At 68.8% G+C, this 24,997-nt stretch carries 25 protein-coding genes and 1 tRNA gene; 13 read left to right on the plus strand and 13 right to left on the minus strand.

Features of this window, described 5'->3' with window-relative positions; genetic code table 11:
- Positions 1 to 28: 28 nt before the first annotated feature.
- Both ABZX22_RS27605 and ABZX22_RS27610 read right to left on the minus strand, forming a co-directional pair.
- Positions 29 to 694 (minus strand): DUF2993 domain-containing protein, encoded by a 666-nt coding sequence (locus ABZX22_RS27605; RefSeq protein WP_354914123.1) that lies wholly within the window; start codon positions 692 to 694, stop codon positions 29 to 31.
- A gap of 33 nt (positions 695 to 727) precedes the next feature.
- Positions 728 to 979: a MoaD/ThiS family protein gene (locus ABZX22_RS27610; RefSeq protein ID WP_354914125.1), complete on the minus strand. Its 252-nt coding sequence runs from the start codon at positions 977 to 979 to the stop codon at positions 728 to 730.
- 220 nt (positions 980 to 1,199) lie between these two features.
- On the opposite strand from ABZX22_RS27610, the gene ABZX22_RS27615 reads away from it, so the two are divergent.
- Entirely contained in the window at positions 1,200 to 1,907 is a 708-nt protein-coding gene (locus ABZX22_RS27615; RefSeq protein ID WP_354914127.1) for a response regulator transcription factor, read from the plus strand.
- Between the two features lie 85 nt (positions 1,908 to 1,992).
- Here the strand turns inward: ABZX22_RS27615 and ABZX22_RS27620 are convergent, their stop codons facing one another.
- Positions 1,993 to 2,712, minus strand: a complete 720-nt coding sequence (locus ABZX22_RS27620; RefSeq protein WP_354914129.1) for a hypothetical protein — start codon at positions 2,710 to 2,712, stop codon at positions 1,993 to 1,995.
- Positions 2,713 to 2,878: 166 nt separating this feature from the next.
- Positions 2,879 to 4,636: a bifunctional metallophosphatase/5'-nucleotidase gene (locus ABZX22_RS27625; RefSeq protein WP_354914131.1), complete on the minus strand. Its 1,758-nt coding sequence runs from the start codon at positions 4,634 to 4,636 to the stop codon at positions 2,879 to 2,881.
- Positions 4,637 to 4,744: 108 nt separating this feature from the next.
- Here ABZX22_RS27625 and mshD point away from each other — a divergent pair, with 108 nt between their 5' ends.
- Positions 4,745 to 5,659 carry a mycothiol synthase gene (gene mshD / locus ABZX22_RS27630; protein ID WP_354914133.1) on the plus strand — a complete coding sequence of 305 codons (915 nt, stop codon included), beginning with the start codon at positions 4,745 to 4,747 and terminating at the stop codon, positions 5,657 to 5,659.
- Positions 5,660 to 5,867: 208 nt separating this feature from the next.
- Here the strand turns inward: mshD and ABZX22_RS27635 are convergent, their stop codons facing one another.
- The 3 genes from ABZX22_RS27635 to dcd all read right to left on the minus strand — a co-directional run bounded on the left by ABZX22_RS27635 (position 5,868) and on the right by dcd (position 9,177).
- Positions 5,868 to 6,872 (minus strand): inorganic phosphate transporter, encoded by a 1,005-nt coding sequence (locus tag ABZX22_RS27635; protein ID WP_354914135.1) that lies wholly within the window; start codon positions 6,870 to 6,872, stop codon positions 5,868 to 5,870.
- Entirely contained in the window at positions 6,873 to 7,490 is a 618-nt protein-coding gene (locus ABZX22_RS27640) for a DUF47 family protein (protein WP_354914137.1), read from the minus strand.
- 1,111 nt (positions 7,491 to 8,601) lie between these two features.
- Positions 8,602 to 9,177, minus strand: a complete 576-nt coding sequence (gene dcd, locus ABZX22_RS27645; RefSeq protein ID WP_354914139.1) for a dCTP deaminase — start codon at positions 9,175 to 9,177, stop codon at positions 8,602 to 8,604.
- Between the two features lie 99 nt (positions 9,178 to 9,276).
- Here dcd and ABZX22_RS27650 point away from each other — a divergent pair.
- From ABZX22_RS27650 to ABZX22_RS27685, 8 genes are all read left to right on the plus strand, one after another.
- A tRNA-Gly gene (locus tag ABZX22_RS27650) sits at positions 9,277 to 9,347 on the plus strand.
- A gap of 242 nt (positions 9,348 to 9,589) precedes the next feature.
- Positions 9,590 to 9,823 (plus strand): hypothetical protein, encoded by a 234-nt coding sequence (locus tag ABZX22_RS27655; RefSeq protein WP_354914140.1) that lies wholly within the window; start codon positions 9,590 to 9,592, stop codon positions 9,821 to 9,823.
- A gap of 191 nt (positions 9,824 to 10,014) precedes the next feature.
- Positions 10,015 to 10,344 carry a DUF433 domain-containing protein gene (locus ABZX22_RS27660; protein ID WP_354914142.1) on the plus strand — a complete coding sequence of 110 codons (330 nt, stop codon included), beginning with the start codon at positions 10,015 to 10,017 and terminating at the stop codon, positions 10,342 to 10,344.
- Complete coding sequence (locus ABZX22_RS27665) at positions 10,341 to 10,577, plus strand: DUF5615 family PIN-like protein (protein WP_354914144.1); 237 nt, start codon at positions 10,341 to 10,343, stop codon at positions 10,575 to 10,577. The genes ABZX22_RS27660 and ABZX22_RS27665 overlap by 4 nt, the downstream gene beginning before the upstream one ends.
- Before the next feature lie 964 nt (positions 10,578 to 11,541).
- A complete protein-coding gene (locus ABZX22_RS27670; RefSeq protein WP_354914146.1) occupies positions 11,542 to 12,993 on the plus strand; it encodes a hypothetical protein in 1,452 nt (483 codons plus the stop codon).
- Between the two features lie 411 nt (positions 12,994 to 13,404).
- Complete coding sequence (locus tag ABZX22_RS27675; RefSeq protein ID WP_354914147.1) at positions 13,405 to 13,659, plus strand: inositol monophosphatase family protein; 255 nt, start codon at positions 13,405 to 13,407, stop codon at positions 13,657 to 13,659.
- A 45-nt stretch (positions 13,660 to 13,704) separates the two neighbouring features.
- Positions 13,705 to 14,196: a DinB family protein gene (locus ABZX22_RS27680; RefSeq protein ID WP_354914148.1), complete on the plus strand. Its 492-nt coding sequence runs from the start codon at positions 13,705 to 13,707 to the stop codon at positions 14,194 to 14,196.
- 273 nt (positions 14,197 to 14,469) lie between these two features.
- A complete protein-coding gene (locus ABZX22_RS27685) occupies positions 14,470 to 14,805 on the plus strand; it encodes a hypothetical protein (protein ID WP_354914150.1) in 336 nt (111 codons plus the stop codon).
- Between the two features lie 36 nt (positions 14,806 to 14,841).
- Here ABZX22_RS27685 and ABZX22_RS27690 read toward each other — a convergent pair whose 3' ends face one another.
- A complete protein-coding gene (locus ABZX22_RS27690) occupies positions 14,842 to 15,189 on the minus strand; it encodes a pyrophosphatase (RefSeq protein ID WP_354914152.1) in 348 nt (115 codons plus the stop codon).
- A gap of 295 nt (positions 15,190 to 15,484) precedes the next feature.
- Here ABZX22_RS27690 and ABZX22_RS27695 point away from each other — a divergent pair, with 295 nt between their 5' ends.
- Both ABZX22_RS27695 and ABZX22_RS27700 read left to right on the plus strand, forming a co-directional pair.
- Entirely contained in the window at positions 15,485 to 16,180 is a 696-nt protein-coding gene (locus ABZX22_RS27695; protein ID WP_354914154.1) for a class I SAM-dependent methyltransferase, read from the plus strand.
- 232 nt (positions 16,181 to 16,412) lie between these two features.
- A complete protein-coding gene (locus ABZX22_RS27700; protein WP_354914156.1) occupies positions 16,413 to 16,655 on the plus strand; it encodes a hypothetical protein in 243 nt (80 codons plus the stop codon).
- Positions 16,656 to 16,722: 67 nt separating this feature from the next.
- Here the strand turns inward: ABZX22_RS27700 and ABZX22_RS27705 are convergent, their stop codons facing one another.
- The 5 genes from ABZX22_RS27705 to ABZX22_RS27725 all read right to left on the minus strand — a co-directional run bounded on the left by ABZX22_RS27705 (position 16,723) and on the right by ABZX22_RS27725 (position 23,873).
- Positions 16,723 to 16,893 (minus strand): hypothetical protein, encoded by a 171-nt coding sequence (locus ABZX22_RS27705; RefSeq protein ID WP_354914158.1) that lies wholly within the window; start codon positions 16,891 to 16,893, stop codon positions 16,723 to 16,725.
- A 1-nt stretch (position 16,894) separates the two neighbouring features.
- Complete coding sequence (locus tag ABZX22_RS27710) at positions 16,895 to 18,865, minus strand: ABC-F family ATP-binding cassette domain-containing protein (protein ID WP_354914160.1); 1,971 nt, start codon at positions 18,863 to 18,865, stop codon at positions 16,895 to 16,897.
- A complete protein-coding gene (locus tag ABZX22_RS27715; protein WP_354914162.1) occupies positions 18,858 to 20,483 on the minus strand; it encodes an ABC-F family ATP-binding cassette domain-containing protein in 1,626 nt (541 codons plus the stop codon). The genes ABZX22_RS27710 and ABZX22_RS27715 overlap by 8 nt, the downstream gene beginning before the upstream one ends.
- A gap of 217 nt (positions 20,484 to 20,700) precedes the next feature.
- Positions 20,701 to 21,258, minus strand: coding sequence for a CGNR zinc finger domain-containing protein (locus tag ABZX22_RS27720; protein ID WP_354914164.1), 558 nt, complete (start codon positions 21,256 to 21,258; stop codon positions 20,701 to 20,703).
- 86 nt (positions 21,259 to 21,344) lie between these two features.
- Complete coding sequence (locus tag ABZX22_RS27725; RefSeq protein WP_354914166.1) at positions 21,345 to 23,873, minus strand: BTAD domain-containing putative transcriptional regulator; 2,529 nt, start codon at positions 23,871 to 23,873, stop codon at positions 21,345 to 21,347.
- Between the two features lie 304 nt (positions 23,874 to 24,177).
- On the opposite strand from ABZX22_RS27725, the gene ABZX22_RS27730 reads away from it, so the two are divergent.
- Positions 24,178 to 24,945 (plus strand): AfsR/SARP family transcriptional regulator, encoded by a 768-nt coding sequence (locus tag ABZX22_RS27730; protein WP_354914168.1) that lies wholly within the window; start codon positions 24,178 to 24,180, stop codon positions 24,943 to 24,945.
- The last annotated feature ends 52 nt before the right edge of the window (positions 24,946 to 24,997 follow it).

Genomic DNA, 24,997 nt, shown 5'->3' on the forward strand with positions numbered 1-24,997 from the left:
ACGTACGGCGCGCCGTACCGGTTCGAAGTCAGCCACGGAGAGGTACGTCACTTGCCTCGGCGGTGATCTCCAGCCCGGCGGGGACGGTCTTCACGCCCGTCACCTTCACGTCGAACGGGAGCTTGGCCTTGAGCGGGATCGTGTAGCTGAGCAGGCCGGCGGCCTTGGCCGGCATGCCGTTGACCTTCTCGGCCGTCACCCTGATGCCGCCGTCGACGAGCTCGACCCGCATGTCGGCGGTGAACTTCACCTTCGTCACGCCGAGGTTGACCTCGCCGGAGGCGGTCAGGGTGTCACCCGTGCCGCCGATCTTCACCCCGCGTGGCGCGAACCTGTCGACGGTGGACCTGGACAGGGTGCCGCGCACGCTCACCCGGCCCGCGACGATCTGCGCCTTGTTCTGGATGACGTCGGCGAGCGGGGCCCGGACGTCGTAGGCGGCGCCGCTCAGGTTCTCCACCTTGACACTGTTGTACGTCAGCGTGCCCAGGTCGAAGCGAACCTCCTGATAGCGGCCCGCGATCGCCTGGGTGAGGAACGGGATCCCCTCGATCGTGACGGTCGGGGTGCCCGACAGGTCGGAGGCGGCCGCGATCCTGTTGGCGATGTCGCGCTGCACGCCGGAAACCGCCACCCGGTCCACGGCCACGAGCAGGACGATCAGCACGATCAGCAGGATGATCAGCTTGCGCATCGGGCTCCTTCGGGGGGGTGCCTGGGCGCTACCTTATCCTCCGGCGAAGGGAGGAAGGATCTCCACAACGGCCCCTTCGGGCAGGATCACCGAGGAATGCTCGCGTTTGCCGACAGGGTTGCCGTTCACCAGGAATGACGAGCGGCGCACCACTCTGGCGAGTTCGTCCCGATCCGCTGTGATTCTTGTCATGAGCCGATCCAGCGTGTCGGCCTCGAAAACCTCCTCCGCCACACCGGCCGCTTCCTTCGCCGCGGCCCAATAGCGAACTTTTCCGGTGGCCATAGCTACCTCACAATCAATTCCGTTCCATTGTGCGGGTTCGTTAACGAAGATGTTTCATACGAACGCCTGCTCACCAGGTGGACACCACCAGGTCGCGGCAATCACGTGGGTTATCCTCACCTACGAAGGGATCCGGGCGACGCAGCCCCCGGGTCCCACATGTGTTTGTACGGCACGACACGCGCACGGCGAACACGCAGGCCCTACCAGAGGAGTCGAAATGAGCAACCTGCTCCTGCTGACCAACGCCCTGGAACCCTCCGCCGAGGTGCTGCCTGCACTGGGCCTGCTGCTCCACTCCATCCGTGTCGCGCCCGCCGAGGCCTCCGCCCTCATCGACGCGCCACCGGCCGACGCCGTGCTCGTCGACGCCAGACGCGAACTCGTCCACGCGAAGAGCCTGTGCCGGCTGATCCGCACCACGGGCGTCGACTGCCCGCTTCTCGTGATCGTCACCGAGGGCGGCCTGGCGGCGATGACCGCCGAGTGGGGCGTCGACGACGTCCTGCTCGACAGCGCCGGCCCGGCCGAGGTGGAGGCCCGGCTGCGCCTGGCCACCGGGCGGCTGTCCCTGGCGGCGGCCGACGAGGTCCCCGACGAGATCCGCAGCGGCGACCTGGCCATCGACGAGGCGACCTACACCGCCAGGCTGCGGGGACGCGCCCTCGACCTCACCTTCAAGGAGTTCGAGCTGCTGAAGTACCTCGCCCAGCACCCGGGCCGGGTCTTCACCAGGGCCCAGCTGCTGCAGGAGGTGTGGGGCTACGACTACTTCGGCGGCACCAGGACCGTCGACGTGCACGTGCGGCGGCTGCGGGCGAAGCTGGGGCCCGAGTACGAGTCGCTGATCGGAACGGTGCGCAACGTCGGCTACCGCTTCGTGCCCGACCGCGGCAGCGCCGACGCCGACAGCCCGGCCCACGTCTAGCCGGCCCTCCCCTTCGTCAGCCGGCCCTCCCCCTCGTTCGGATCCCCCGGCGTTCAGACCCGCCGGCGTTCAGACCCCCCGGTGTTCAGACCCGCCGGTGTTCAGACCCGCCGGTGTTCAGACCCCCGGCGTTCAGACCCCCGGCGTTCAGACCCCGGCCGAGAGGGGCGCTCTCGAGCGTCTCCAGGCGGATGCCCGTGCCGGTGTACACGGCCTGCGCGATCTCGGCGACGGCGAACTCCGCGACCCCGACCCGCACGCCGGACCGCTCGTCGCACCATGCGGCGATCCGCTCGGGCGCCGTCACCGGGCTCGCGAAGTGAGCCAGGCTGACGTACCAGATGTCGCGCGTCCAGTCCTCGAAGGCGCCCCACGTCCCCAGTTCGCGCGCGAACCTCCGCTGCAGCGTGACGAGCGTGTCGTCGAGGGGCGTGCCCCAGACCAGGACCCCGCCGTGGTGCGGGATCACCCCTCGCAGCTCCAGCCGGACGGCCGGCAGGCCCTCGGCCGCCGCCGCCAGGGCCGCGCCGTAGACCCGGCGCTCGGCGACCTCCCGCCGGTACGGCTCCAGCGAGCGCAGCGTGACGTGCAGCGCGTCGCCGCCGTGGACCCAGTGGCCGGGACCCACCGCGGCGGCGAGCTCCGCCGCCAGGCCGGCCAGCCGGTCGAGGGCCGGAGCCGAGGGCCTGAGCACCGCCGCGGCGCCCCACCGGGGCGAGCCCTCCACCGGAGGCCGGTCGAACGTGGTCCTTCCGCCGAGGAGCGCCGCCCGGCCGCCGGCCGCGAACGCGGAGAAGGGCGGCATCAGTAGCGCGGGTCCGTTTCGAGGAGACCCATGATGATCAAGTCGGCGTCGCCCGGCTCCATGGCGCGCAGGCGGACAAGGGTTCCGGTCAGCATGCGCGTACCCGATCAGATCGGGGCCAGGGCCCGCAACCGGATAGTCGGCGCGGGCCCTGGACGGTCGAGTGTCAGTCCACGACCGTGATGCGGTTGGTCGCGGGCGGGGCGACGGGGCTGTGTCCGCCCAGGTACGCGACGAAGGCGTCGATGTCCAGCGGACCGCTCCACAGGTCGGTGCCGTTCTTGAACTCGGCGAAGGCGTCACCGCCGCCGACGAGGAAGTTGTTCACCGCCACGCGGATCGACTGGGTGTCGGTCACCGCGACGCCGTCGATCTTCATGTTCGACACCTTCGAGCCCCACGGGGCGCTCTTGCTGTAGGTGTAGGTGAAGTTCGCCGACGGCTGGAGGATCCTGGTGAACGGCTGGTTGTTCGGCCCGCCGACGAACTGCTGCTCCAGCACCGTCTTGAGCTGGGCGCCGGTCAGCGTGATCACCTGGGTGAGGTTGTTGAACGGCTGGACGGTGAACGCCTCGCCGTACGTCACCACACCGTCGCCCTCGTTGGCGGGCGAGCCGGCGAAGGTGAGCGGCGCGCGCACGCCACCCGGGTTCATGAACGCGATCTGCGCGTTGCCGCCCGTCCTGGTCGCCTCGAGCTGGCTGTCGGCGATCAGGTCGCCGAGCGGCGTCTCGCCGGAGGGGGCGGCGCCGGTGCCGACGTCGGCGCTGATCTTGCCGACCGGCTTGTTCGCGATGGCCTCGCTGCGGGCTCTCCACTTGGTGACCGTGTCGCCGACCGGCTGGTCCGGGGTGACGTCACGGGTGACGACGTGGTTGCCCGCCACGACCGAGGACCGTACGACGTCACCCGAGCGCCGGTCGACCTTGAAGTCGATCTGCGTGAGCACGCGGCCGAAGGACGAGCCCTGCGTGTAGACGCGCGGCTGCCCCGCGGGGTCGGTCGCCTTGCAGATGTAGGCCTGGTGGGAGTGGCCGCTGACGACCACGTCGACCTGCGGGTCCAGGCCGGAGGCGATGCGCGAGCCGGCGCCGGGGGTGACCGAGCAGGCGCTCGGGTCCTGGTTCGGGGTGATCTGGTCACCCTCGTGGACCAGCACGACCTGCGCCTTGACGCCGGCGCGGGCCAGCATCCTGGACACCTTGTTGGCCGCGGCGACCTCCTCGGTGAACTTCAGGCCCTGGATGCCGCCGGAGGAGACGATGGTCGGGGTCGTGGCCGTCACCAGGCCGATGAAGCCCACCTTGACGCCGTTGACCCTCTTGATGAAGTACGGCGGGAGCGCGTACCTGCCGCTGCGCTCCTTCACCACGTTGGCGGCGAGGAAGTCGAAGTCGGTGCCGGCCCACGGGCTGTCGGGGTGGCAGCCGTCGACGGGGTGGCACCCGCCGTTCATCAGGCGCTTCAGCTCGGTGTAGCCCTCGTCGAACTCGTGGTTGCCCGCCGAGGAGGCCGCGAGCCCCATCTGGCCGAGCACCTCGAGGGTCGGCTCGTCGTGGTAGGCGGCCGAGATCAGCGGCGAGGCGCCGATCAGGTCGCCGGCCGCCACCAGCAGGGTGTTGGCGTCCTGGCGCTGCTTGACGTGCGCGGCCAGGAAGGCGGCGCCACCGGCGATCGAGTACTTGCCGCCCACGATCCCGGTCAGCTTGCCGTCGACGTCGACGAGCGGGCCGTTGGGGTCGAGGATGCGGCTGCTGGACCCGCTCGGCGGCTCCAGGTTGCCGTGGAGGTCGTTGATCGTCAGCAGGCGGACGGGAACCGTCCGCTCGGGCCTGGCCGCTTCGGCGGGCCCGGCGACGAGCGTTAACCCGCCCAGGCCGACGGCGCCCGCGACGGCGAGCGGGAGGAAGGAGCGAGAGATCATGCCTGCAGACGTTACGGCGGCGAACTATGCAACAGACGTCTGAAAGGTAACGATTCGTCGGGCCCCCACATGGCGTTATTTGCCAGTCAGCCGCTTAGAGTTCGATCCATGACTGTGCGCGTGGTCGAGCGGGGACGTCTCGATGACCAGGAAATCACCGACGTGCTGGGTGTCGTTGAGGCGGCCACGGAGGCCGACGGGGTCCGCCCGCTCAACGAGCACGTGATGCTGCACCTGCGCTACGGCGGTGACGAGCGGGCCCGCTCCCTGCTGCTCTACGACGGCGACGCGCCTGCCGGCTACGCGCACGTGGACCCGACCGACGAGGTCGCGGGGCCGAGCGGCGAACTGGTCGTCCACCCGGCCTTCCGCCGCAGGGGGCACGGCAGGACGTTGCTGCGGGCCGTACTGGAGGTGGCGGGCGGGCGGTTGCGGCTGTGGGCCCACGGCGACCACACCGGCGCGGCGGCCCTGGCGGCCTCGCTCGACTTCGAGCGGATGCGGTCGCTGTGGCAGATGCGCCGCTCCCTGTTCGCGCCGCTGCCGGCCGCGCCGCTGCCCGACGGGGTACGGCTGCGCACGTTCGTGCCCGGCGAGGACGAGGAGGCGTGGCTCAAGGTGAACGCCGCCTCGTTCGCCCAGCACCCGGAGCAGGGCGCGTGGACGCTTGACGACGTCCTGCGGCGCGAGGCCGAACCCTGGTTCGACCCGTCCGGATTTTTCCTAGCTTTTCGTGATTCGCGGCTGGTGGGCTTCCACTGGACGAAGATCCACGGATCCTCCTCCGAGGAGCACGGCCACGAACCGCTCGGCGAGGTCTACGTCGTCGGCGTCGACCCGTCCCAGCAGGGCACCGGCCTGGGCCGGGCGCTCACCCTCGCCGGCCTGCGCCACCTGCGCTCGCGTGGCCTCGCCCAGGCGATGCTGTACGTGGACGAGGCCAACACGGCGGCCATCCGGCTGTACGAGTCCCTCGGGTTCAACCGCTGGGACATCGACGTGATGTACGCGGCGACGCGATGAGCGCCGCCCCACGCGACGAGCGGCCGCCCGGCTTGACGAGGGTCACTCGACTCGGCGGGAAGCGCTCGACGCGGTGAGCGGCCCCTCGACGTGACGAGGAGCGCTCGACGCGCCGAGGGCTGCTCGACGCGATGAGGGCTGCTCGATCGGGGCTACTCGGTCAGGGCTGCTCGATCAGGGCTACTCGATCGGGGCTAGTCGGTCAGGGCTACTCGATCAGGGCGTGAAGAGCGAAGTACGACAGCGCCGCCACCAGCGCCGCCGCCGGAATCGTCAGGATCCACGCGGTCACGATGTTGCCCGCCACTCCCCACCGCACGGCCGACAGCCGCTTGGTGGCGCCCACGCCCATGATCGCGCTGGTGATCGTGTGCGTGGTCGAGATGGGAGCGCCGAAACCGATCGCCGCGACGTACAGAACCGTGGCGGCGGCGGACTCGGCGGCGAAACCCTGCGGCGGGTCGAGGGCGATGATCCTGCGGCCCAGCGTGCGCATGATGCGCCAGCCACCGGCGTACGTCCCCAGCGAGATCGCGCCGGCCGCCGACAGGATCACCCACTGCGGGATCGGGTCGGTGGGCGCGGCGTAACCGCCGACGACCAGCGCCAGGAAGATCACACCCATCGTCTTCTGCGCGTCCTGCAGACCGTGGCCCAGCGCCATCGCGGCGGCCGAGACGGTCTGCGCGTAACGGAAGCCTCTGTTGGTGCGACCGGGTTGCGCGTTCCGGAAGATCCAGTAGATTGCGATCATGATCGCTGCGGCGAGCGAGAACCCGACCAGGGGCGACAGGATCATCGGGATGACGACCTTGTCCACGACGCCGTCCCAGTGCACCACACTGGCCGCCGCCAGCGCGGACCCCACCAGGCCGCCGATGAGCGCGTGACTGGAGGAGGAGGGCAGACCGAAGTACCAGGTCACGAGGTTCCAGGTGATCGCGCCGATGAGCCCCGCGGCCACGACGACCAGGCCGTGAGTGCCCTCCGGCGCGTCGATGATGCCCTTGCCGACGGTCTGCGCCACCTGGGTGCCCAGGTGCGCGCCGATGAAGTTCATCGCCGCGGCCAGGAAGAGCGCCGCGCGCGGAGTGAGCGCGCGCGTTGACACCGACGTCGCGATGGCGTTCGCCGCGTCGTGGAAACCGTTGGTGTAGTCGAACACCAACGCCACGACCACCACGCCGATGACGAGGACGAGCGTGAGGTCCACTTAGCTTTCCTTGACCGCGATCGACTCGACGGTGTTGGCCACGTGCTCGAACGCGTCCGCGGCCTCCTCCAGGCGGTCGATGACCTCCTTCATCTTCATGACGGTGAGAGCGTCGTACTCACCGCTGAAGAGCTTGGCCAGCAGCTTCCTGTAGACCTGGTCGCCCTGGTTCTCCAGGCGGTTGACCTCGATCCAGTACTCGTTCAGGTTCTTCATCGAGCGCAGGCGCGGCATGGCCTCCGCAGTCAGCTCCGCGGCCCGCTCCAACACCTCCACCTGGCGGACGACGTCCTTCGGCAGATGGTCGATCTTGTAAAGGACGATGAGGTCGGAAGCCTCTTCCATGGCGTCCATCACGTCATCCAGGTTCGAGGCGAGACGGTAGATGTCCTCGCGGTCGAAAGGCGTGATGAAACTCTCATTCAGCCGGTTCATGATCGCATGAGTGCGTTCGTCGCCGGCGTGCTCGCAGGCGCGCATCTTCTCGGCCAGCGCTTCCCTGTCCGAGCCGTCGCTGATGATCTCCACCAGCAAACGCGATGCCGTGACCAGGTTGTTCGCGGAGTCGGCGAACAGGTCGTAGTAGCTGTCCTCACGAGGCGTGAGACGCAGGCGCACGTCGTTCTCCACATGTGCGGGGATGGTCCGCAGAGAAGGGTACGGGTTACCAGCGGAAATGCGAACTTCATGGTGCGCACACCTACTCTTCTCCTTCTCGCTACCCGCCGTATGAACTGCGACACCGGGGTCGGGGGTAGTTTGAAGACCATTTTGTCCGTGGCCGCTTTGACGGGGGTTGACGGCTTGGCAGGGGTATGGGCCGCCGGTTGCGGAGTGATGAGGGATGATTGGTGCGGCGGGTGTGACAGCCTGGAGACGAGCGACCACGCCACGGGGACGAATCCGGATACGTCGCGCAGGCGGACAGCCAACCCCGCCATACAGATCTGACCTCTCGACCTCGGGCCGGCACCTGCCCTTCTCCGGATCCGACCCCGGCCTCTCCTGCCGACGACGCCCGCCCCGGCTTCCCTGCCGGCGCCTGATCCGGCTTCCCTGGCCGACACCAACCCAGCCGCCCTTGCCAGCGCCTGGCCCGGCTTCCCTGCCGGCGCCTGACCCGGCTTCCCTTGCCGATGCCAGCCCGACTTCCCGTCGAAGCCGGCCGGACCCGATGGCAGATTCGGCCACGCCCGGGCCTCGCCTGGCGTACCGGAGACTGACCTGTCGCACCACGAGCCGACGCCTCGCTCATCACGCTGGGCCCTCATGGGCTTCCCCGGCCCTGGCGGATCGACGCCTGGCCTCGGCCGCGCCGTACCCTCAGCCGCCCTCCGGCATGGGGAGCTGACCCGACGGCTGCCCTGCCACAGGCGACCTGCCCCCTCGCGGTGAACGCCCGCCGCACACGGCCACCCCCACCACCGGCCCCACGAACGACATCGCCGGCCGTCCGGCCATGAGCAGCCGACCCGGCGCCGACGGCCCGGAGATGACCAACCGCCCCCGTGGATGACCGTCCGCCCTCGTGGATGACCGCCAGCCCTCATGGATGACCGTCCGGCCCCGCAGATGGCTGCCTGGACTCCCAGCCAGACAGCCGCCCGGGCCTCAGACAGCCGTCAGGCCCTTCGGATGACCGTCCGGGCCCTCGGACGACCCCGGGCCCTCGGACGACCGTCCAGGCCCTCAGGACAGCCGTCCGGACCTCAGATTGCCGTCCGGACCCTCAGACAGCCGTCCGGTGGAAGTTCCTGAACGACCGCGAGGGCGTAGGCCCACGCTGTCCCTGGTAGCGGGAGCCGTACTTCTCCGACCCGTAGGGATGCTCCGCCGGAGAGCTCAACCGGAACATGCACAGCTGGCCGATCTTCATCCCAGGCCACAGCTTGATCGGCAACGTGGCGACATTGGACAGCTCCAACGTCACGTGCCCCGAGAACCCCGGATCGATGAACCCCGCCGTCGAGTGCGTCAGCAACCCCAGCCGGCCCAGCGAGCTCTTGCCCTCCAACCGGCTCGCCAGGTCGTCGGGCAGCGTGATCACCTCGTACGTGCTGGCCAGCACGAACTCCCCCGGATGCAGGATGAAGGGCTCGTCCCCCTCGGGCTCCACCATCCGGGTCAGATCAGGCTGCTCCACAGCGGGATCGATGTGCGGGTACCGGTGGTTCTCGAACACCCTGAAGTACCGGTCGAGCCGTACGTCGATGCTGGACGGTTGGATCATGTCCTTGTCGAACGGGTCCAGCTTGACACGCCCGGACTCGATTTCGGCAAGGATGTCTCTGTCAGAAAGCAGCACGCTGAGCAACTTACCGTGTGCTACGGGAGACTCAGCGCCTGCGGGGTTGCTGAAGTGGGCCAGATTTCCGCTACAGTGGTGGGCGCGGCTCCGGCCGATGCGGGTGTAGTTCAATGGCAGAACATCAGCTTCCCAAGCTGACAGCGCGGGTTCGATTCCCGTCACCCGCTCTCACTGCGAAAAGCCAGGTCAGGGATGGTTTCCCGACCTGGCTTTCGATCTTTCTGCCGCCTAGTTTGATCTTCCGTGCCCGTTACGTGCCCGATCCCTCCTGATCTTCGTTCTTCGGAGCGTCTTCAGCGAGCTTGCCCATGCTGTCGGCGACCATCTTGTCTCGCTCCAGCAGGGGCGCCCCGGCTCGGGATGATCGCCAGGGGTACGCAGGTGCGCTACCAAAGGCAAGAATGGCGCCGTGGACATCATCCATACGTCAGCCGACGTGATCACGGTTAGCCTCGAACCTGACGATGTCCTTGCGATCAGTAACGCGCTCAACGAGATCTGCAACGGCGTCCATCTCGACGATTGGGACTTCCAGCCCCGAATGGGAGTCGAGCGCGAGCAGGTGCAGGCCGTGCTAGACGTGATCAACTCCGCGATGGCCACGATGGCCGCCCGCCGCCACGCCGAGGGAAAGGAGCGGTAGACGGCCAGGTGGGCCCGTGATCGCCGTGCGATTAGCGTGCAATTAGCCAGGGGAACAAGGGGTCGATCACGGTTGCTCAGGACCGGCTTCCCGCCCAGGTCGGCGCCTCCGCATCGGGTGATCGTTGCAGTTCCCAATCTGACAGCGCGGGTTCGATTCCTGCCACCCGCTCCACACGCGATGCCGTCGTCATGATGGCGTCGAAGACGCAAACGCATTGGCCCCCTGCGGGGTATCTCCGTCGCTCCTTCCCGGCCAACCTGGCAGTATCAGCAGGGGAGGGAGACATCATCGACTTCGATCGGATCACCGTCGAGCCTGACAAGCTCGAAGGCAGGCCCGCCGTCCGTGGTCTGCGCATCACGGTTGAGACGGTGGTACGGCTCGTCGCCGGCGGATGGACCTTCGACGAGATCCTCTCGGACTATCCGGACTTGGAGCGGGAGGACATCAAGCAGGCGCTCGAGTACGCAGCGGCGTCCACGAATGTCCACTTCTACCGTCTCCGCGAGCCAGCGTGAACTTTCTGGTCGATGAGAACCTCTCACCCCGCGTTGCCGAGCTGCTGACCAAAGCTGGTCACAACGCGACCCATGTACGCGATCTCCTGGCAACGAGCGCCCCCGACACCATGATCATGGAACTCGCCATCGTGGACGGGCGGACCATCATCTCCGCCGACACCGACTTCGGCGCGCTCCTGGCCCACGCCCGCGCGACCGAACCCTCCGTATCCTCGTACGAGAGCTGGTAGAGCTTCGTCCACCCGACTTGGTCAACATCATCTTGGCTAATCTCGAGGTTCTCGAGCAGCACCTTCAAACAGGCGCGATCGCGGCTTTCACCACCGGAGGTATCCGCGTCCGGGCGCTCCCTCTGCGCTGAAGCCGACATGATCCACGTGCCAGATCCGTGCCAGGACAGACGGGCAGCCGAGGTAACTCACGGATACTCACGGTCACTCGACTCACTCTGACTTGCACCCCCGTTTTCCCAGCTCAGCACAGCAAGATCAGTAGATGGTTCCCACGCTGACAGCGCGGGTTCGATTCCCGTCACCGCTCCACACACGAAGGCCCAGATCAGAAAGCAGGTTCCGACCTGGGCCCTGTTCATTTCCGCCGCCTCGTCGATCTTCCATGCCCGCTACGTGCCCGATCCCTCTCGATCCTCGCCCCTGCGCATGATCTCCTCGGCCGGCTTGCCCATGCCCTCAGCGAGAGGCTTGTCTCGCTCGCTCTCGGGGCGCAGATAGATCAACGCGGCCCGAGTAGTCGCGTGGCCCATGACTGAGGACGCTGAGGCACCGCTCCCTTGGCGGTGCCGTGTCATGTCTGGATCACCGCCGACTTTCGGTTTTATGTATCCGAATCCGGCCACGCCACCATTGTGTGTTCTGCGGAGTATGTCGGCATTTTCCGTCGCTGTCTCATCCAGACCTGCATGATGCGCTTCATTTCCGTCGTGGCCGGTAATGGTTGTCATGAAGGCTTGTCAAGACGCCAAGGGTATCCCCGAAGCGCCTGGTCATGCCCCCCTTGAGTGCTCTTGTTGCGCTCTCATCCTGACGTTTGGATCTAGGGAGGCTCTTCTGTAGTGCGTCACCAGCGGCGGTTCCGGACGCCTTACCCGTGCTGCCGCCTGTTCGCCCGGCCCGGTCCTCTCGTAGTGCGCAGGGCATCAGCCTGCGCTGTTCGCCAAGAGAAGGAGTCTTGAGAATGAGTGCACTGACCTACACCGTCCTCACCGATCCAACGTCGCTGGAGGCGTCTGTGGACGGGCGGTCCCCGTCCACAGGGACGGTGTATCTGATGGTCACCAACACCGGAGAGGAGGTGGCCTGGTTAAGGATCGAGGTGAGGGTGCCTGTCGGCGACCGCGCAGGCCACCTGACCAGGGAAATCGACACCATCAAGCTGAAGGGCGAGTACACCGACACCCTGGGCACCCAGACGGACTTCCGAATCGAGCCCGACACCCAGCCGGTGAACATCCAGCAGCAGGGCACCAACGTTCTCGAGATCACCCCCCAGAGCGGTCGCATAGCCGCTTTCGAACCCGGCGACTACATGTTGCTGACACTCGAGAACGTCACCGTCGCCCCCACCGCCGGGGTGGCTGTGCTGATAGTGAAAGAAATTCTCAAAACCGATACCGGGTGGGAGACCAAGTACGCGTCGGTGCCGCTGGCGAAGGCGACAGCAAAGGAGATTCCGGCACCGCGCGACTTCCGCCCGGACAAGGCGATGCTGGACACCGGAGAAAACCTCACGCTGAGCTGGGACGGGTCTCCCGACTTCACCTATGAGACCGTGTTCCCCGGCGGGCGGAGCCCCGTCTCGGGGGGTACCTGGTCACCGCCCACCCCGCAGCGGGCTACCACCTACATCCTCGTCGCCACCGACCCCATCACCCGGAAGCAGCACTTCCTCACCACCACCGTGCAGGTGCGCCATCCCGTGCTGGAATCGCTCACCGCAACCGACGGCATCGACACACCCTGGGTCCAGGGGACGGCGCACAAGGGGCGCGTCACCTTCACCGACTCAGGGGCGGAGATCTTCGACAACACGGGCGGGCAGGGTGCCGTGACGGCCGACAAGGCCCTCTTGAACGGCGTGAACACCGAATGGGTGCAAGGGCGAAGCGCCGACGACGGAAAGATCAGCTTCCCCAAGGATGGGCTCGACGTCCGCCAGGGAAGCGGAGCGTGGGGAAACGTGCACGCCGACAAGGCCGACGTCAACGGCGTCAACACCAAATGGGTGCAGGGACGACACAGTGACGACGGATGGATCAGCTTCCCCAAGGAAGGGCTGAACGTGTATCGGGCGGGCACCCATGAGTGGGGGACCGTGTTCGCGAAGCACGGCCGAACGGCTTCAGGAAAGACTCGCCCCGGACAGGGCTGGAGGGCTTACGCTCCCGACAGCATCTGCATCGACGTGGACACCAGCGCAGGTGAGTTCACCGGCGACCCTGTCTACCTCACCTCCATCGGAGGCGCCGGCGGCATGCAGTATGACCTGGTCGGCACCAGTGCGGTCTACGACATCACCGCCAACAAGTTCAGCGTCTACCTCAAATGGCGCGACGACCGCGAACTGACTCCCGCCATGGCCCAGCAGTTCGGCTGGTACATCAACTGGATCGGCTACGACACCCCCTGACCTCGCACTGATCCCTGGAGCGGAACTTCAACGGCGCCCAGACTGTCCAGTCCCACGACATGATTGACAGTGGGTCACTCAGGACCGGCCCGTCGCCCAGGTCAGCGGCCCTACGTGGCCGGATCCGTACGCTTCGCAAGCTGACAGCGCGGGTACGATTCCCGTCACCCGCTCCAACGACGAAAGCCCAGGTCAACCGAGAAAATCGGGACCTGGGCTTTGATCTTTTTTCGCTGCCGAGGGAGCAGGCGCCCAAGCCAACGGGGACGAGACCCAAGTCCGTGACACTCGTAACCTGCATGCAGGCATCGTGTCCATCGGCGACTACGCCGCGGGCAACAACACCCAGGAACGAAACCGCCCCGTCTCGCCCACGCCCACGAGCATGCCGCCCGCGTGCAGCGAGTCCGCATGTTCGGGTCAGCCGCGGTTGATCTGGCCTGGGTGGCTGACGGCAGGACCGACGTCCTCGTCATGCTGAGCAACGACCAGTGGGGCACAGCCGCGAACCTCCTCATCGACCGAGAGGCCGGAGCCGCAGTTGTGGACATCGACGGCAGCCCGCACACCATGGCGTCCCGCGCGACCATCGCAGCCAGCCCCAAGCTCGTGGCCGACCTGGTCGAGCTCGTCGCTGCAGCAACGTCACGCTCCCGCCCCTCCTGATGGCCCCCACACAGCCCATCGTCGGGAGATCTGTAGGGTGACGGCATGGCTGAGACGCAACGTCAACCGGTGCCCCGCAACGACTCTGGTGAGCTTGACACCACCTTGGCGTTCCTGACCTTCGCGCGGGAATCGGTGCTCAAGAAGACCCACGGGCTGGACGACGAGCAGCTACGGCGCGTCCTGGTTGACACCGGAACCACCCTCCTCGGGCTGGTCCATCACCTGACCGCAGCCGAACGCTACTGGTTCGGGTACCACGTGGCCGGAGACAAATCCGAGAAAGATCGGGACTTCGGCATGGATGTGGCCGAGCTCGATGCCGCGCAAGTTCTGGCCGACTACCACACGGCGATCCAGGTAAGCGATGCCGCGATTCGCGCTGCAGGTGACCCGGCGGCTCCGGTGGCTGAGCCCGTCGATGGTGAGTTCCGGACGTTGCGCTGGGTCCTTGCCCACATGACAAGCGAGACCGCTCGCCACGCCGGCCACGCCGATATCCTCCGCGAGCAGATCGACGGCACCACCGGGCGTTGAAGGGCACCCGGTTCTTGGAGCGCCGCCTACATATCCATTTTCAACGCCGCCCTACGCAGGACAAGGTTCGTAGCCCGAGCACTGCCGGAGTGTTCTTGTAGGTATCAAGGGCGGCGCTCCGCGCCGCCATGCGGCCCGAGCTTGCGGCCCCCACGCTGCGTGTGCGGCCTGGGGGCCGTTCGCGCGCGCCCGCCACTCGGGCCGCGATCGGGATGCGCCACCCTTCTTCACAGCCATTCCGGTCCCGTCACTACTGCTTTACGATCAGCCGCTGTGATGACCTTCTTTGACCCACTCGTCGTCCTGCTCCCTCTGGCCGTTCTCGGCAACGCCACATGGGGTGCCATCATGAGCCCTGGCACCGCACTCACGACCTTCCGAACTGGATTCTTAGGCGCCGGCGCGGCCTTGCTTCTTCTTGCTCTGGTCAGCTCGTCCGGCGTCTTCGGCGGTTCCTTCGCCGCGAGCTCCGAAACGCTCGATATTACGGTAAAGGCGGGATTCGGGATGATGCTCGGAGCACTCGTTTGCGCAATCACTCAATGGCGAAAAGACAACCATGCCTCCGGCGGGGGCGCTCGGCTCCGGGATGATCACGACCAGCCGTGACCGGTGGATGGGTGGCTGAGGTGGGGCTGACTCAGATCAGTGCATGCCGTTTCCGCTCTCATCCCGCGTAGAAAGCCGATCGGGGTGCCACGGCATCCACTTCCGCTCGACCTCCGCCTCCAGATCGACTCCGTGATGTCGTGCCATCAGCAGGACCTGCGACAAAACATCCGCAAGCTCGGATCGGAAGCCCAGTTCCAGCTCATCTGGAGAGCACCCCTTATCTCTGGCTTGCCCAGAGCGCATGAGGAACGCCTGCGTCAGCTCACCGACTTCTTCCTGAAGCTTGAGCAGGAACCAGGTGTCGTCCCGGGATATCCCGTGCTTGCGGGCATAGGCGCTCGATACCGCTTCGACCTTGTCTGTGAGCTGCCGCAGATCCATGCCGGGAGTGTAAGAGGCCAAGGGCGGCAGCCGAAGGCGTTCCAACTCGGGCAGCCAACGAAAAGGACCGATACCACTCTCACGATCGCCTGGCGGTGGCTGATCTCCATACCGACGGTGCGGAGGTTCGTCCCTCATCCCCGGCCCACCGAGCAGCAGGCCGACGAAGGCGCGCCGCACCGCCGGACGCTCCGCCAAGGGGCCTGTAGAAACCCATGGCAGGAACCCGGGACGCCGTTCACCATCTCGCTGGAACTCGATGACGACGGACGTGTGGCCACGCCATGATGTCCCGATGCACAAGGCGACCGCTTACCATGACGCGCTCGGCGATCATTTCGCCGGACATGCGGAGACGAGCCCCTACAACGCCTATACCGACCGACCCGCGATGCTGCGACTCGCGGGTGATGTCTCCGGGGCCAGAATCCTGGATGTCGGCTGTGGGGCAGGCCACTACGCGGCCGAGCTCGCAGCCCGCGGTGCCCAGGTGGTCGGAATCGAAGGCAGCGCCACCCTGCTGCGCCACGCGCGAGCACGCGTGAACGGCCATGCAGAACTCCTGCTCCATGATCTCGAAGAGCCACTCGGTTTCGCCGCTGACGCATCCTTCGACGGGGTGCTCTGCGCCCTCGTGTACGAGCACGTCAGGAACCGTGCGCAGCTGCTGGGTGAACTACGCCGCGTCCTGCGACCAGGTGGATGGCTCCTGGTGTCGACCACCCATCCCACAGCCGACTGGCGCCACTTCGGAGGCTCGTACTTCAGCCACGACTGGAGAGACCTGCCTCTTGGAGACAGCGAGCTCTCGATCCACTACCAGCGGCTGCCGTTGGAGACCTTCCTGGGCGAGCTGTTGGCCGCGGGGTTCGTGCTGGAGCAGCTGGTCGAACCGCGCCCCACGGCCGACCTCAGGGAGATCGACGAAGCCGCCTACGACAAGCTTCACCGGGCGCCGTCCTTCCTCGCGGTGAAGCTGAAACGTCCCTGATCGCGATCCACGACCTCCATCCCACCTCATGGAAAGCCTCTGGCGAGGGCGCTCCGGCTCCGGGGTGATCAGGCGGACGGCGTGCGCGCGTCGCGCGGGGCGATCAAGCCCGCACGTCACCGCCTCAGTCACCGCCTCAGTCACCGCCTCAGCCATCGCCTCAGGACAGCTCCCGCCCTGTCGCTCGATCGACCAGGCGCCGCCCGCCAGGAGTTTCGTCAGCTGGAGCCGGATGTTCAGCGGGTACCCCATGCCCTTCCGCATCGGCGCCTTCTCCCCTGGGAAGACGGGTTCGCAGGTGTTGCGCACTTCGACGCCGATCACCACCTCCGCGGCCGACTCCTTCACGTCGGTGTCGGTGACCTCCCGGCACGACTTCCCGTCAGGGCCGGGCGCGCCCACGACGATCGTGGCGGTGACCGTACGGCCGTCAGGCGCGACGGCAGCGGACTCGATGCCGTACCACCGCGCCTGACGAGCACATCCGGCCACGCAGAGGATGCCTGCCACAACGATCGCGGCATTCCCCCTTGTCCGCATCGTCAGCCGATCTTGCGCTTCTTGATGTCGCCGCCGAACAGGCGGGTCGCGATCCTGATGTCGGTGAAGTAGTTGGCGCATTCGAGCAGCGGCCCGGTGACCGACTCGGCATCGGTTCCGCCGCTGATGACGCCCTTGGCGATGATCTTTCCGGCGTCCGGGTGCCCGGCCACGTCACCCAGGGCGTTGCCGTCGGTGAGCAGGGTGGACGGCCTGCCGGTCCGGAGGCGGTGTCCTGCGACGATGAAGTGGTTGTCCGGCTTCGTCCCCCAGGCGGACAACAGGGGTCGCACTCGACCACCCTTTCACATGGTCGGGTAAAGGCCCCGTACATGTCGGCGGCAGGTGGATGTGGTGGCCCTGCCAGCGGGAACGCAGCCATCGGTCGTGGCTGGCGATCACGATCGCGCCGGGCCCGTCGGTGCCCAGGGCTTCTTCCAGCTCGTCGGACAGGCGGGGCGAGAGGTGGTTGGTGGGCTCGTCGAGCAGGAGCACCACGGGAGGATCGGCCACCAGCAGCGCGAGCGCGAGCCGGCGGCGCTGGCCGACCGACAGCTCCCCCACGCGCAGGTCCACGTCACGCGGGCTGATCAGGCCGAGCGAGCGCAGCGGTACGGACTCGGCGCGCTCCGGACCGAGCGCCCGCTCGTACGTCTCCCGCACCGTGCGGTCCGGCCGCTCGAACACGGTGTCCTGGGCCAGCAGTCCGACGGTCAGCCCGCGCCGTCGCCGTACATCTCCCTCGGCGTCCAGCCGTCCGGCCAGCACCGCCAGGAGCGTGGACTTGCCGGCCCCGTTCGGCCCGGTGACCAGCAGCCGTTCTCCCGGCGCCACGTCGAGCCGGTCGATCGAGAGCCGTCCCGGCACCCGCACGTCCCGCAGCGACAGCAAGGTTTCGTCGTGGGGATCGCAGGCGCCCTCCGCGGCACCGATACCCGCGCCGTCGGCGGTGGCATGGGCCGCCCCCGCGACACCGGCACCCGCACCCGCGCCGTCGGCGACGGCGCGGGTCACCTCCACGGCACCCGCACCCGCACCCGCACCGTCGGCGATGGCGCGAGCCGCCTCCACGGCACCGGCACCCGCACCGTGGGTGGCCTCCGCGGCATCGGCGATGACGGTGACCAGGGTGCGGGGGTGGAAGCGGAGCGGGGGTGGCGGGGCGGGGACCTGCTCGCGTTCCAGTTCGGCGAGCCGGCGGGCGGCGTTGCGGACCCGCCGCGAGATCTGCTGCTGCACGCGTCCTGCGCGGTGCCCGTATCCCATCTTCTCGTTGTCGCGTCGCAAGCCGTCCATCGCCGGTTGCCGCGCCGTCACCGCGACGGCGCGGCGCAGTTCGCCGAGCTCCTGTTGTTCTTCCGCGTGGCGCCGCTCCCAGCGCTCGCGCTCGGCGCGTTTCTCGGCCAGGTACGCGCCGTACCCGCCTCCGTACCGGACGGGCCCGTCCACCGCCGGGTCGAGATCGACCAGGTCGGTGCAGACCGCGTCCAGGAACGCCCGGTCGTGGCTGGCCACGACCACCGCCCCTGTCATGCCGCGCAGCTGCTCCTCCACGAACACCGCGGCGGCATCGTCCAGGTGGTTGGTGGGCTCGTCCAGCAGCAGCGCGGCGGGCTGCCTGATCAGGAGCGCCGCCAGGGCGAGCCGCCCGCGCTGCCCGCCTGACATCGACGCGAGCGCCCGCCCGTACGGCACGCCGCCCAGGCCGAGCCGGTCGAGGATGATCTCCGCGCGCCGGTCGGCGTCCCAGGAATCGCGCTGTTGCGCCTGGTCGAGCCGGGCCCCGTACGCTTCGAGGAGAGCGGCGTCGTCCGGGGCCTCGGTGAGCGCCCGGGTGAGCCGGTCGAGCTCGGCCAGGTCCGTACGGGCCTCTCGCAGGGCGTCGTCGAGCACGTCGGCGACCGTGGCGTCGTCGGCGAACGGCGCCTCCTGGGGCAGGAAGCACAGGTCCGCGGGCCGTACGACGGTGCCGGAGTCCGGCTCGTCCGCCCCTGCCAGCAGCCGCAGCAGGGTGGACTTGCCCGCGCCGTTCTCGCCGATCAGACCGATCCGGTGGCCGGGTGCGGCGGTGAGCGAGACGCCGTCGAGCACGCGCCGCGCGCCCAGCGTCCGTACGAGATCGCGGGCGAGCAGCGCGTCACTCACCGGCGGGCGCCCCGGTCTCCAGCAGCCGCCCTCCGGACAGCTCCAGCCAGCGCTCCACCTTGATCTCCGCGAGGAACCGCTCGTCGTGGCTGACCACCACGAACGCCCCTTCGTACGCGCTGAGCGCGCTCTCCAGCTGCCCCACGCTGACCAGGTCGAGGTTGTTGGTGGGCTCGTCGAGCAGCAGCAGCTGGGGCGCCGGCTCGGCGCACAACACGCACGCGAGGGTGGCGCGCAGCCGTTCGCCGCCCGACAGCACCCCGACCGGCAGGTGGGCTCGGGCGCCCCGGAACAGGAAGCGGGCCAGCAGGTTCATCCGCTCCGCTTCCAGCATGCCGGGCGCGAACGCGGCCAGGTTCTCGACGACGGTGCGCTCGACGTCGAGCAGGTCCAGCCGCTGCGACAGGTAGGCCACCCGGCCGTCGGCCCGCCTGGTCGTGCCGCCGTCCGGCTCCAGCTCGCCGTTGACGAGGCGCAGCAGGGTGGACTTGCCCGCGCCGTTGGGCCCGGTCAGCGCGATGCGTTCGGGTCCCCGGATCACCAGGTCGATGCCGGGCTCGGCGAACAGGCCGCGGGCCTGAAGGTGTTCGCCGTGGAAGACCGTGCGGCCTGCGGGGACGTTGGTCCCTGGCAGTTGCAGCGCGATCTTCTGATCGTCGCGCAGGGCACGCCCCGCCTCGTCGAGCCTGGCCTTGGCGTCGCTCACGCGGGCGGCGTGCGTCTGGCCAGCCCGCCCGGCGGCCTCCTGGGCGCCGCGCTTCATGTTCCCGGCGAAGATGCGCGGCAGTCCGGCGTTCTTGAGGTTGCGGGCGGCGTTGCTCGCCCGGCGCTCGGCCCGCTCGCGAGCCTGCTGCATCTCCCGCTTCTCGCGCTTGAGCTCCTGCTCGGCGCTGCGCACGCTGCGCTCGGCGGCCTCCTGCTCGGTGCGTACGGCCTCCTCGTAGGCCGTGAAGTTGCCGCCGTAGAAGCGGACCTCGCCCCGGTCCAGCTCGGCGATGCGGTCCATACGGTCGAGCAGCGCCCGGTCGTGGCTGACCACGAGCAGGCAGCCGTTCCAGTCGCCGAGCACGTCGTGGAGCCTGCGGCGCGCGCCGAGGTCGAGGTTGTTCGTCGGCTCGTCGAGCAGCAGGACGTCGGGCCGCTTGAGGAGCTGCGCGGCCAGGCCGAGCGACACGACCTGGCCACCGCTCAGCGTGCGCAGCGTGCGGTCGAACGCGAGGTCGCCGAGCCCGAGCCGGTCGAGCTGGGCACGGGTGCGCTCCTCGATGTCCCAGTCGTTGCCGATCGTGGTGAAGTGCTCCTCGCCGGCGTCGCCCGATTCGATGGCGTCCAGCGCGGCGATCACGGGGGCGATGCCGAGGACCTCGGCCACGGTCAGGTCGCCGGTGAGGGGCAGGCTCTGCGGCAGGTAGCCGAGCACGCCGTCGACGGACACGCTGCCGCCACGGGGCAGGTGTTCGCCGGCGATCAGCTTGAGCAGCGTGCTCTTGCCGGCACCGTTCGGGGCGACGAGGCCGGTACGGCCGCCGCCCACGGTGAAGGACAGGTCGCTGAAGACGGGCGTGTCGTCAGGCCAGGAGAAGGACAGGTGGGAGCAGACGATGAACGCATCGGACATGCGAGAGACCTCGTACGAGAACGCGGGCGCGACGAAGCGGCCCGGCAAGGGGACAGGGATTCGGGGAACGACGACCAGCGGCCACGCCGGCGGCGATCATGTGCGCCTGCCGGGGCCGATCAACCTCCGGTATCACCCGGAGATGTCGTCGTCACCTGCCATGTCTGGTCTCCTAGCATCCGATCTCAAGCGTCTATCACCATAGCAGCCGCCGGAATCAGCGCGTGCCGGCCGTCCGGGCGTCCTTCTTGCGCGCCCGGTAAGCAGCTGCCTTGATCTTGTTGCCGCACGACTCCATGCCGCACCACTCCCGGCGCCCGCCCCGTGACCGATCGATGAAGATCTTGGTGCACTCGGGGTTGGCGCACTCCTTCATCAGCGGCACCTCCGGCCCGCTGAGCAGCTCGACGGCGTGCCGGGCCACGGTGGACAGCGCCTGCGCGGGGGTCGCCTCGACCCACCGCCCCTTGGCCGTGAGCTGGGGCGCCGCCGGGGGCTTGCGCGCGACCCCGTTCACCAGGGCGAGCGCCTTGTCGTCGTATCCGTCACCGGCGAGCCGGGCGGTGACCAGCGCGTAGATGGCCTCGCGTACGGCCACCGCCTGGGCCAGATCCGCTTCCCGCGAGGGGGACACGGCGTCGACGATGCCGGACTCCAGGTACCAGGCGTCGAGCCGGCCGGGGACGCCGAGCGTCTCGACGCGCTCCGTGCGGCGCGCGCGGAGCGTGCAGGCGAGGTCGAGCGCGGGGTTGCCGCACAGGAACACGTGCTTCACGTCACCAGCCTGACAGGTGACTCCGGGCCGCGCAATCGGGCGACGGAAGACGGCGTTCCGGCGCGCGCACCGCCGCACAGGAGGTTTCATCGGTCGTCGCCGCCGCATGCCTCCTGGCGGAGGAACAGGTTCAGGTGCCGTTCCGACGGCAGCTCCTCGTCCAGGTGGTGGTCTCGCCATTCCTCCGGCGGCTCGGCCAGCCAGTCGTGGCCGAAGATCGCGTACGGATGGTCCGCGCGCCCGCGCTCCACCTCGTACTGGCCCAGATACTCCATCAACGGCCGCCACCACCGGCCGTTCGCGACGACCAGGTACGAGGCCGCCAACCCCGGTTCGTGCAGCCAACCGCGCATCATCCGCGCCTGGAACACGTCCGTGACGGGAGACGGCATGGCCTCGAAGGCAGGGCAGACCAGATGCCGCGCGATCGCGATGTGCGCGCCTGGGGGCACCGTCATCCGCCGGCTCACGTCGTGCCAGATCTCCCCCACGACGGGATCGGCCTCCAGGTCTTCCCGCTCCGGCGTCCGCAGGGTCAGCCAGCTCATGAAGGCACGCAGCCGCTTGCTCCTGCGGCACCGCAGCAGGGAGAAGGCCCCTGGCTCGCGGCCCAGCCAGAACCGGACGGACGCGGCCGTGAGCTCACCATGGGTCTCGCGCGCCATGGTGACGAGTTCGTCGTGGTCGGCGGGGGTCGCCCGGGACGACCGCAGATCCTCCTCGCCCACCCGCGAGACGTACCGGCGGACGATCCCGCCGCGCCGGCGCAGATGGCCGATCGTCCGCATGACCGCCACGCACGCGTGGGGGTCCCGGGCGTCGCGCAGGAGCCGGCCCATGACGTAGTGGCGGATCCGCCGGTGCATCCGCTCGTAGCCGACGGGGTCCCGCCACCACAGGTCGTGGTCGAGGGCCTCGCGCAGCACACCGTTGATCTCCAGGCCGCGGGCGGCGGTTTCGACATACGGTCGCGCGCGCAGCCAGTCGAACAGCTCCGCCGCCCGGCCGCCCGGCACCACCGCCCTGAGGAGGTCCTCGGTGGTGTGGCGGGCGTGCGCGCACACGTACAGCGCCGACCGGTGCGCGTCCGTCGGCACGCCACCGGTCAGCAGCGCGAGCACGTTGTCGACCACGTACCGCACGGCGTCACGGCGCGACGGCGTTCCCGTGGCCGACATGCTCCTGCCGACCTCCGCGGCCAGCGACAGGGCGAACGGGTTGCCGGCGGCGAAGTCCACGATGGACCTCAGGAGGCCGGGGTCGACGCCGCGGGCCGCTACCAGCGTGGCCGACTCTTCGGCTGTGAGGGCTGCGAGGTGCCGGGTCACGATCGTCCCTGCCCAGGCCGGATCGGTGAGCCAGGCGGCGCTCGGCCCGCTCCGGCCCGCCACCACGATGATCGTGTCGTCGGACAGCTGCCGGAGGTATTCGCCGCGCAGCCACGGTTCGACGTCTCCCAGTTCCTCGAAGGAGTCGATGAGGAGAACCGCGCCGGAGACGCCGGAGAGCTCCTCCGCGAATCGTTCGAGGTGTTCGCGCGCTTGCGCGGTCGCCGGGCCGTGGAGGTGCCGTACCCGCCGGCCCGCGGCAGCGGCGTCGTCGGCGAGCTTGCGCAGCAGCGTCGACTTGCCGATGCCGGCGGGTCCCCGGACGAAGAGAAGACCCGGACATTCCCCACGGCTCGTCTTCAGCAGGTCCTGGAAGGCGGCACGTTCCACGCCCCTCCCGACGAACTGCCGATCGGCGGGCCACTCCGGCTTCGTGCCTGCCGGCTCAGGCGGGTCCGGCGGCTCCTCCGGGTGGCGTACGGCCGGCCGCTCGGCCCACGGGGCGGGGGCGAGCTCGTCGTCGTGGTCCGCGTCGGCCCGGAGGATCCTGTCGTGGATCTCCCGCAGCCGTGGTCCCGGGCTTACGCCCAGTTCCCTGCCCAGCAGGTCATAGAGCATTCTGTAGACCTCGAGCGCCTCTGCCCGCCTGCCGCTGCGGTACAGGCCGAGGAGGTAGATCTCGTACAGCGGCTCTTCGAGCCGGTTCCGCTCGATGAGCAGCGGGACCTCGGCCACCACCTCGGCATGCTCCCCCAGTTCGAGGCGGAGCTGCAGCAGTTCCTGGGTGGCGATCAGTTTCTGCCGTTCCAGCCGGAACCGCTCGCGTTCGGCGGCCTCGCCGGGGACCCCGGCCAGCGCCGTGCCCGTCCAGAGGTCGAGCGCCTGCTCCAGGCACTTGGCGGCCGCCGCGACCTGCCCGCCCGCGCGCTCTTCCCTGGCGGTTTCGACCATGGTGGCGAACTCGGTGGCGTCCGACGCGAACAGCGACGGGTCCAGCAGGTAGCTCCCGGACTGGGAGCTGATCGCCGAGCCCAGCCCGTGCTCGGACAGCAGTCGCCGGATGCGGGAGATGTAGGTGCGGACGACGGCTTCGCCGGTGGCCGGCGCCTGCTCGCCCCAGAGGCCGTCGACCAGCTCACCCATCCGCACGAAGCTGCCGCTGTTGGCCAGCAACACCATCAGGACGGCCTGTTGCTGCGGCGCGCCGAGGCTCAGCCGCGTGCTGCCGCAGTCGAGGCCGGGCGGTCCGAGAACGGTGAACCTGCACGTATTCGGCTCTCCAAGCACGATCGGGACGCTTTCCTTCGCGAGACTGCACGGCGGCCGGCCTGTCGCACGGATCCGCGGTAGTACGTCGCAGAAGGTAGGTTCCGCCGGATCGCCTTCGCGACCGTCACGTGACGCCGTACGTGTACGTCATGCGCTGCCGGTGTCCCGGGGACGGAAAACTTACGGACCGCTGACAAGCTCGACGATGCGGCGATAGGTCCGACTGAGCGTCAGTAGGGTCGGTCAGAGACGCCCTGGCACGGTTCCAGGGCGGCGGACGGTCGCGCTGCGCGAGAGGGTTGGGGGAACCTCGATGGCCGGGGTGAGCTTTGGGCTACTGGGTCCGATCAGGGTCTGGAGCGGCGGGGAAGATCTGGAGGTCGGGTCTCCGCAACAGCGGGGGGTGCTCGCCCTGCTGCTGCTGAGCGAGGGGCGTCAGGTTTCGCTCGACGAGATCGTGAGCGCGTTGTGGGGTCGCGAGGCGCCGCGCAGCGCCGTCGTGAGCACGCGTATCTACGTCTCCCGCCTGCGCCGGGTGCTGGCCGACGGCGGTTCGGCCGGGCTGGGCACCGAGGCGGGGATCAGGTCGGCGAGCCGGGGCTACCAGCTGGTCGTGGACCCCGGCGCGGTGGACGTGACGGTGTTCAGGCAGACCACCGCCGCCGCCAGGGAGGCCCGCGAGCAAGGGAAGATCGCGGAGGCCTCCCGGCTACTGCGCGGCGCGCTGGCGCTGTGGCGCGGACCGGCGCTGGACGGGCTGAGCGGAGCCTTCTTCGAGGGCCGCCGCGCCTGGCTCGAACAGCTGCGCGCGTCAGCCGTCGAGGAGCGCTGGGCGATCGACATCGAGCGGGGCGACTGTGGCGAGGCGATCGCCGAACTGACGCTCGCGACGGCGGCGGAGCCTTATCGCGAGCGGTTGTGGGAGTTGCTGATGTGGGCCCTCGACCGCGACGGCCGCCGCGAGGAGGCGCTGTCGGCCTACCGTCTGATCGCCCGGCTGCTGGACGACGATCTGGGCCTGGAGCCCGGTCCCGGCCTGCGCAGGATGTACGCCCGGATCAGGACGGCGGCCGGCACCTCTCTCGTCTGAGCCGCTGCACCGGCCGGCACGTGCCGCACGCCGGCGGCGTTCCCGGCCTGTC

Source organism: Nonomuraea sp. NPDC003804, assembly GCF_040610675.1.
Classification (GTDB): domain Bacteria; phylum Actinomycetota; class Actinomycetes; order Streptosporangiales; family Streptosporangiaceae; genus Nonomuraea.

Coding starts and splice junctions, on each gene's coding strand:
- ABZX22_RS27605 (WP_354914123.1), bottom strand. CDS start 694: ATGCGCAAGCTGATCATCCTGCTGATCGTGCTGATCGTCCTGCTCGTG.
- ABZX22_RS27610 (WP_354914125.1), bottom strand. CDS start 979: ATGGCCACCGGAAAAGTTCGCTATTGGGCCGCGGCGAAGGAAGCGGCC.
- ABZX22_RS27615 (WP_354914127.1), top strand. CDS start 1,200: ATGAGCAACCTGCTCCTGCTGACCAACGCCCTGGAACCCTCCGCCGAG.
- ABZX22_RS27620 (WP_354914129.1), bottom strand. CDS start 2,712: ATGCCGCCCTTCTCCGCGTTCGCGGCCGGCGGCCGGGCGGCGCTCCTC.
- ABZX22_RS27625 (WP_354914131.1), bottom strand. CDS start 4,636: ATGATCTCTCGCTCCTTCCTCCCGCTCGCCGTCGCGGGCGCCGTCGGC.
- mshD (WP_354914133.1), top strand. CDS start 4,745: ATGACTGTGCGCGTGGTCGAGCGGGGACGTCTCGATGACCAGGAAATC.
- ABZX22_RS27660 (WP_354914142.1), top strand. CDS start 10,015: ATGATGGCGTCGAAGACGCAAACGCATTGGCCCCCTGCGGGGTATCTC.
- ABZX22_RS27670 (WP_354914146.1), top strand. CDS start 11,542: ATGAGTGCACTGACCTACACCGTCCTCACCGATCCAACGTCGCTGGAG.
- ABZX22_RS27675 (WP_354914147.1), top strand. CDS start 13,405: ATGTTCGGGTCAGCCGCGGTTGATCTGGCCTGGGTGGCTGACGGCAGG.
- ABZX22_RS27680 (WP_354914148.1), top strand. CDS start 13,705: ATGGCTGAGACGCAACGTCAACCGGTGCCCCGCAACGACTCTGGTGAG.
- ABZX22_RS27690 (WP_354914152.1), bottom strand. CDS start 15,189: ATGGATCTGCGGCAGCTCACAGACAAGGTCGAAGCGGTATCGAGCGCC.
- ABZX22_RS27695 (WP_354914154.1), top strand. CDS start 15,485: ATGCACAAGGCGACCGCTTACCATGACGCGCTCGGCGATCATTTCGCC.
- ABZX22_RS27700 (WP_354914156.1), top strand. CDS start 16,413: ATGTTCAGCGGGTACCCCATGCCCTTCCGCATCGGCGCCTTCTCCCCT.
- ABZX22_RS27715 (WP_354914162.1), bottom strand. CDS start 20,483: ATGTCCGATGCGTTCATCGTCTGCTCCCACCTGTCCTTCTCCTGGCCT.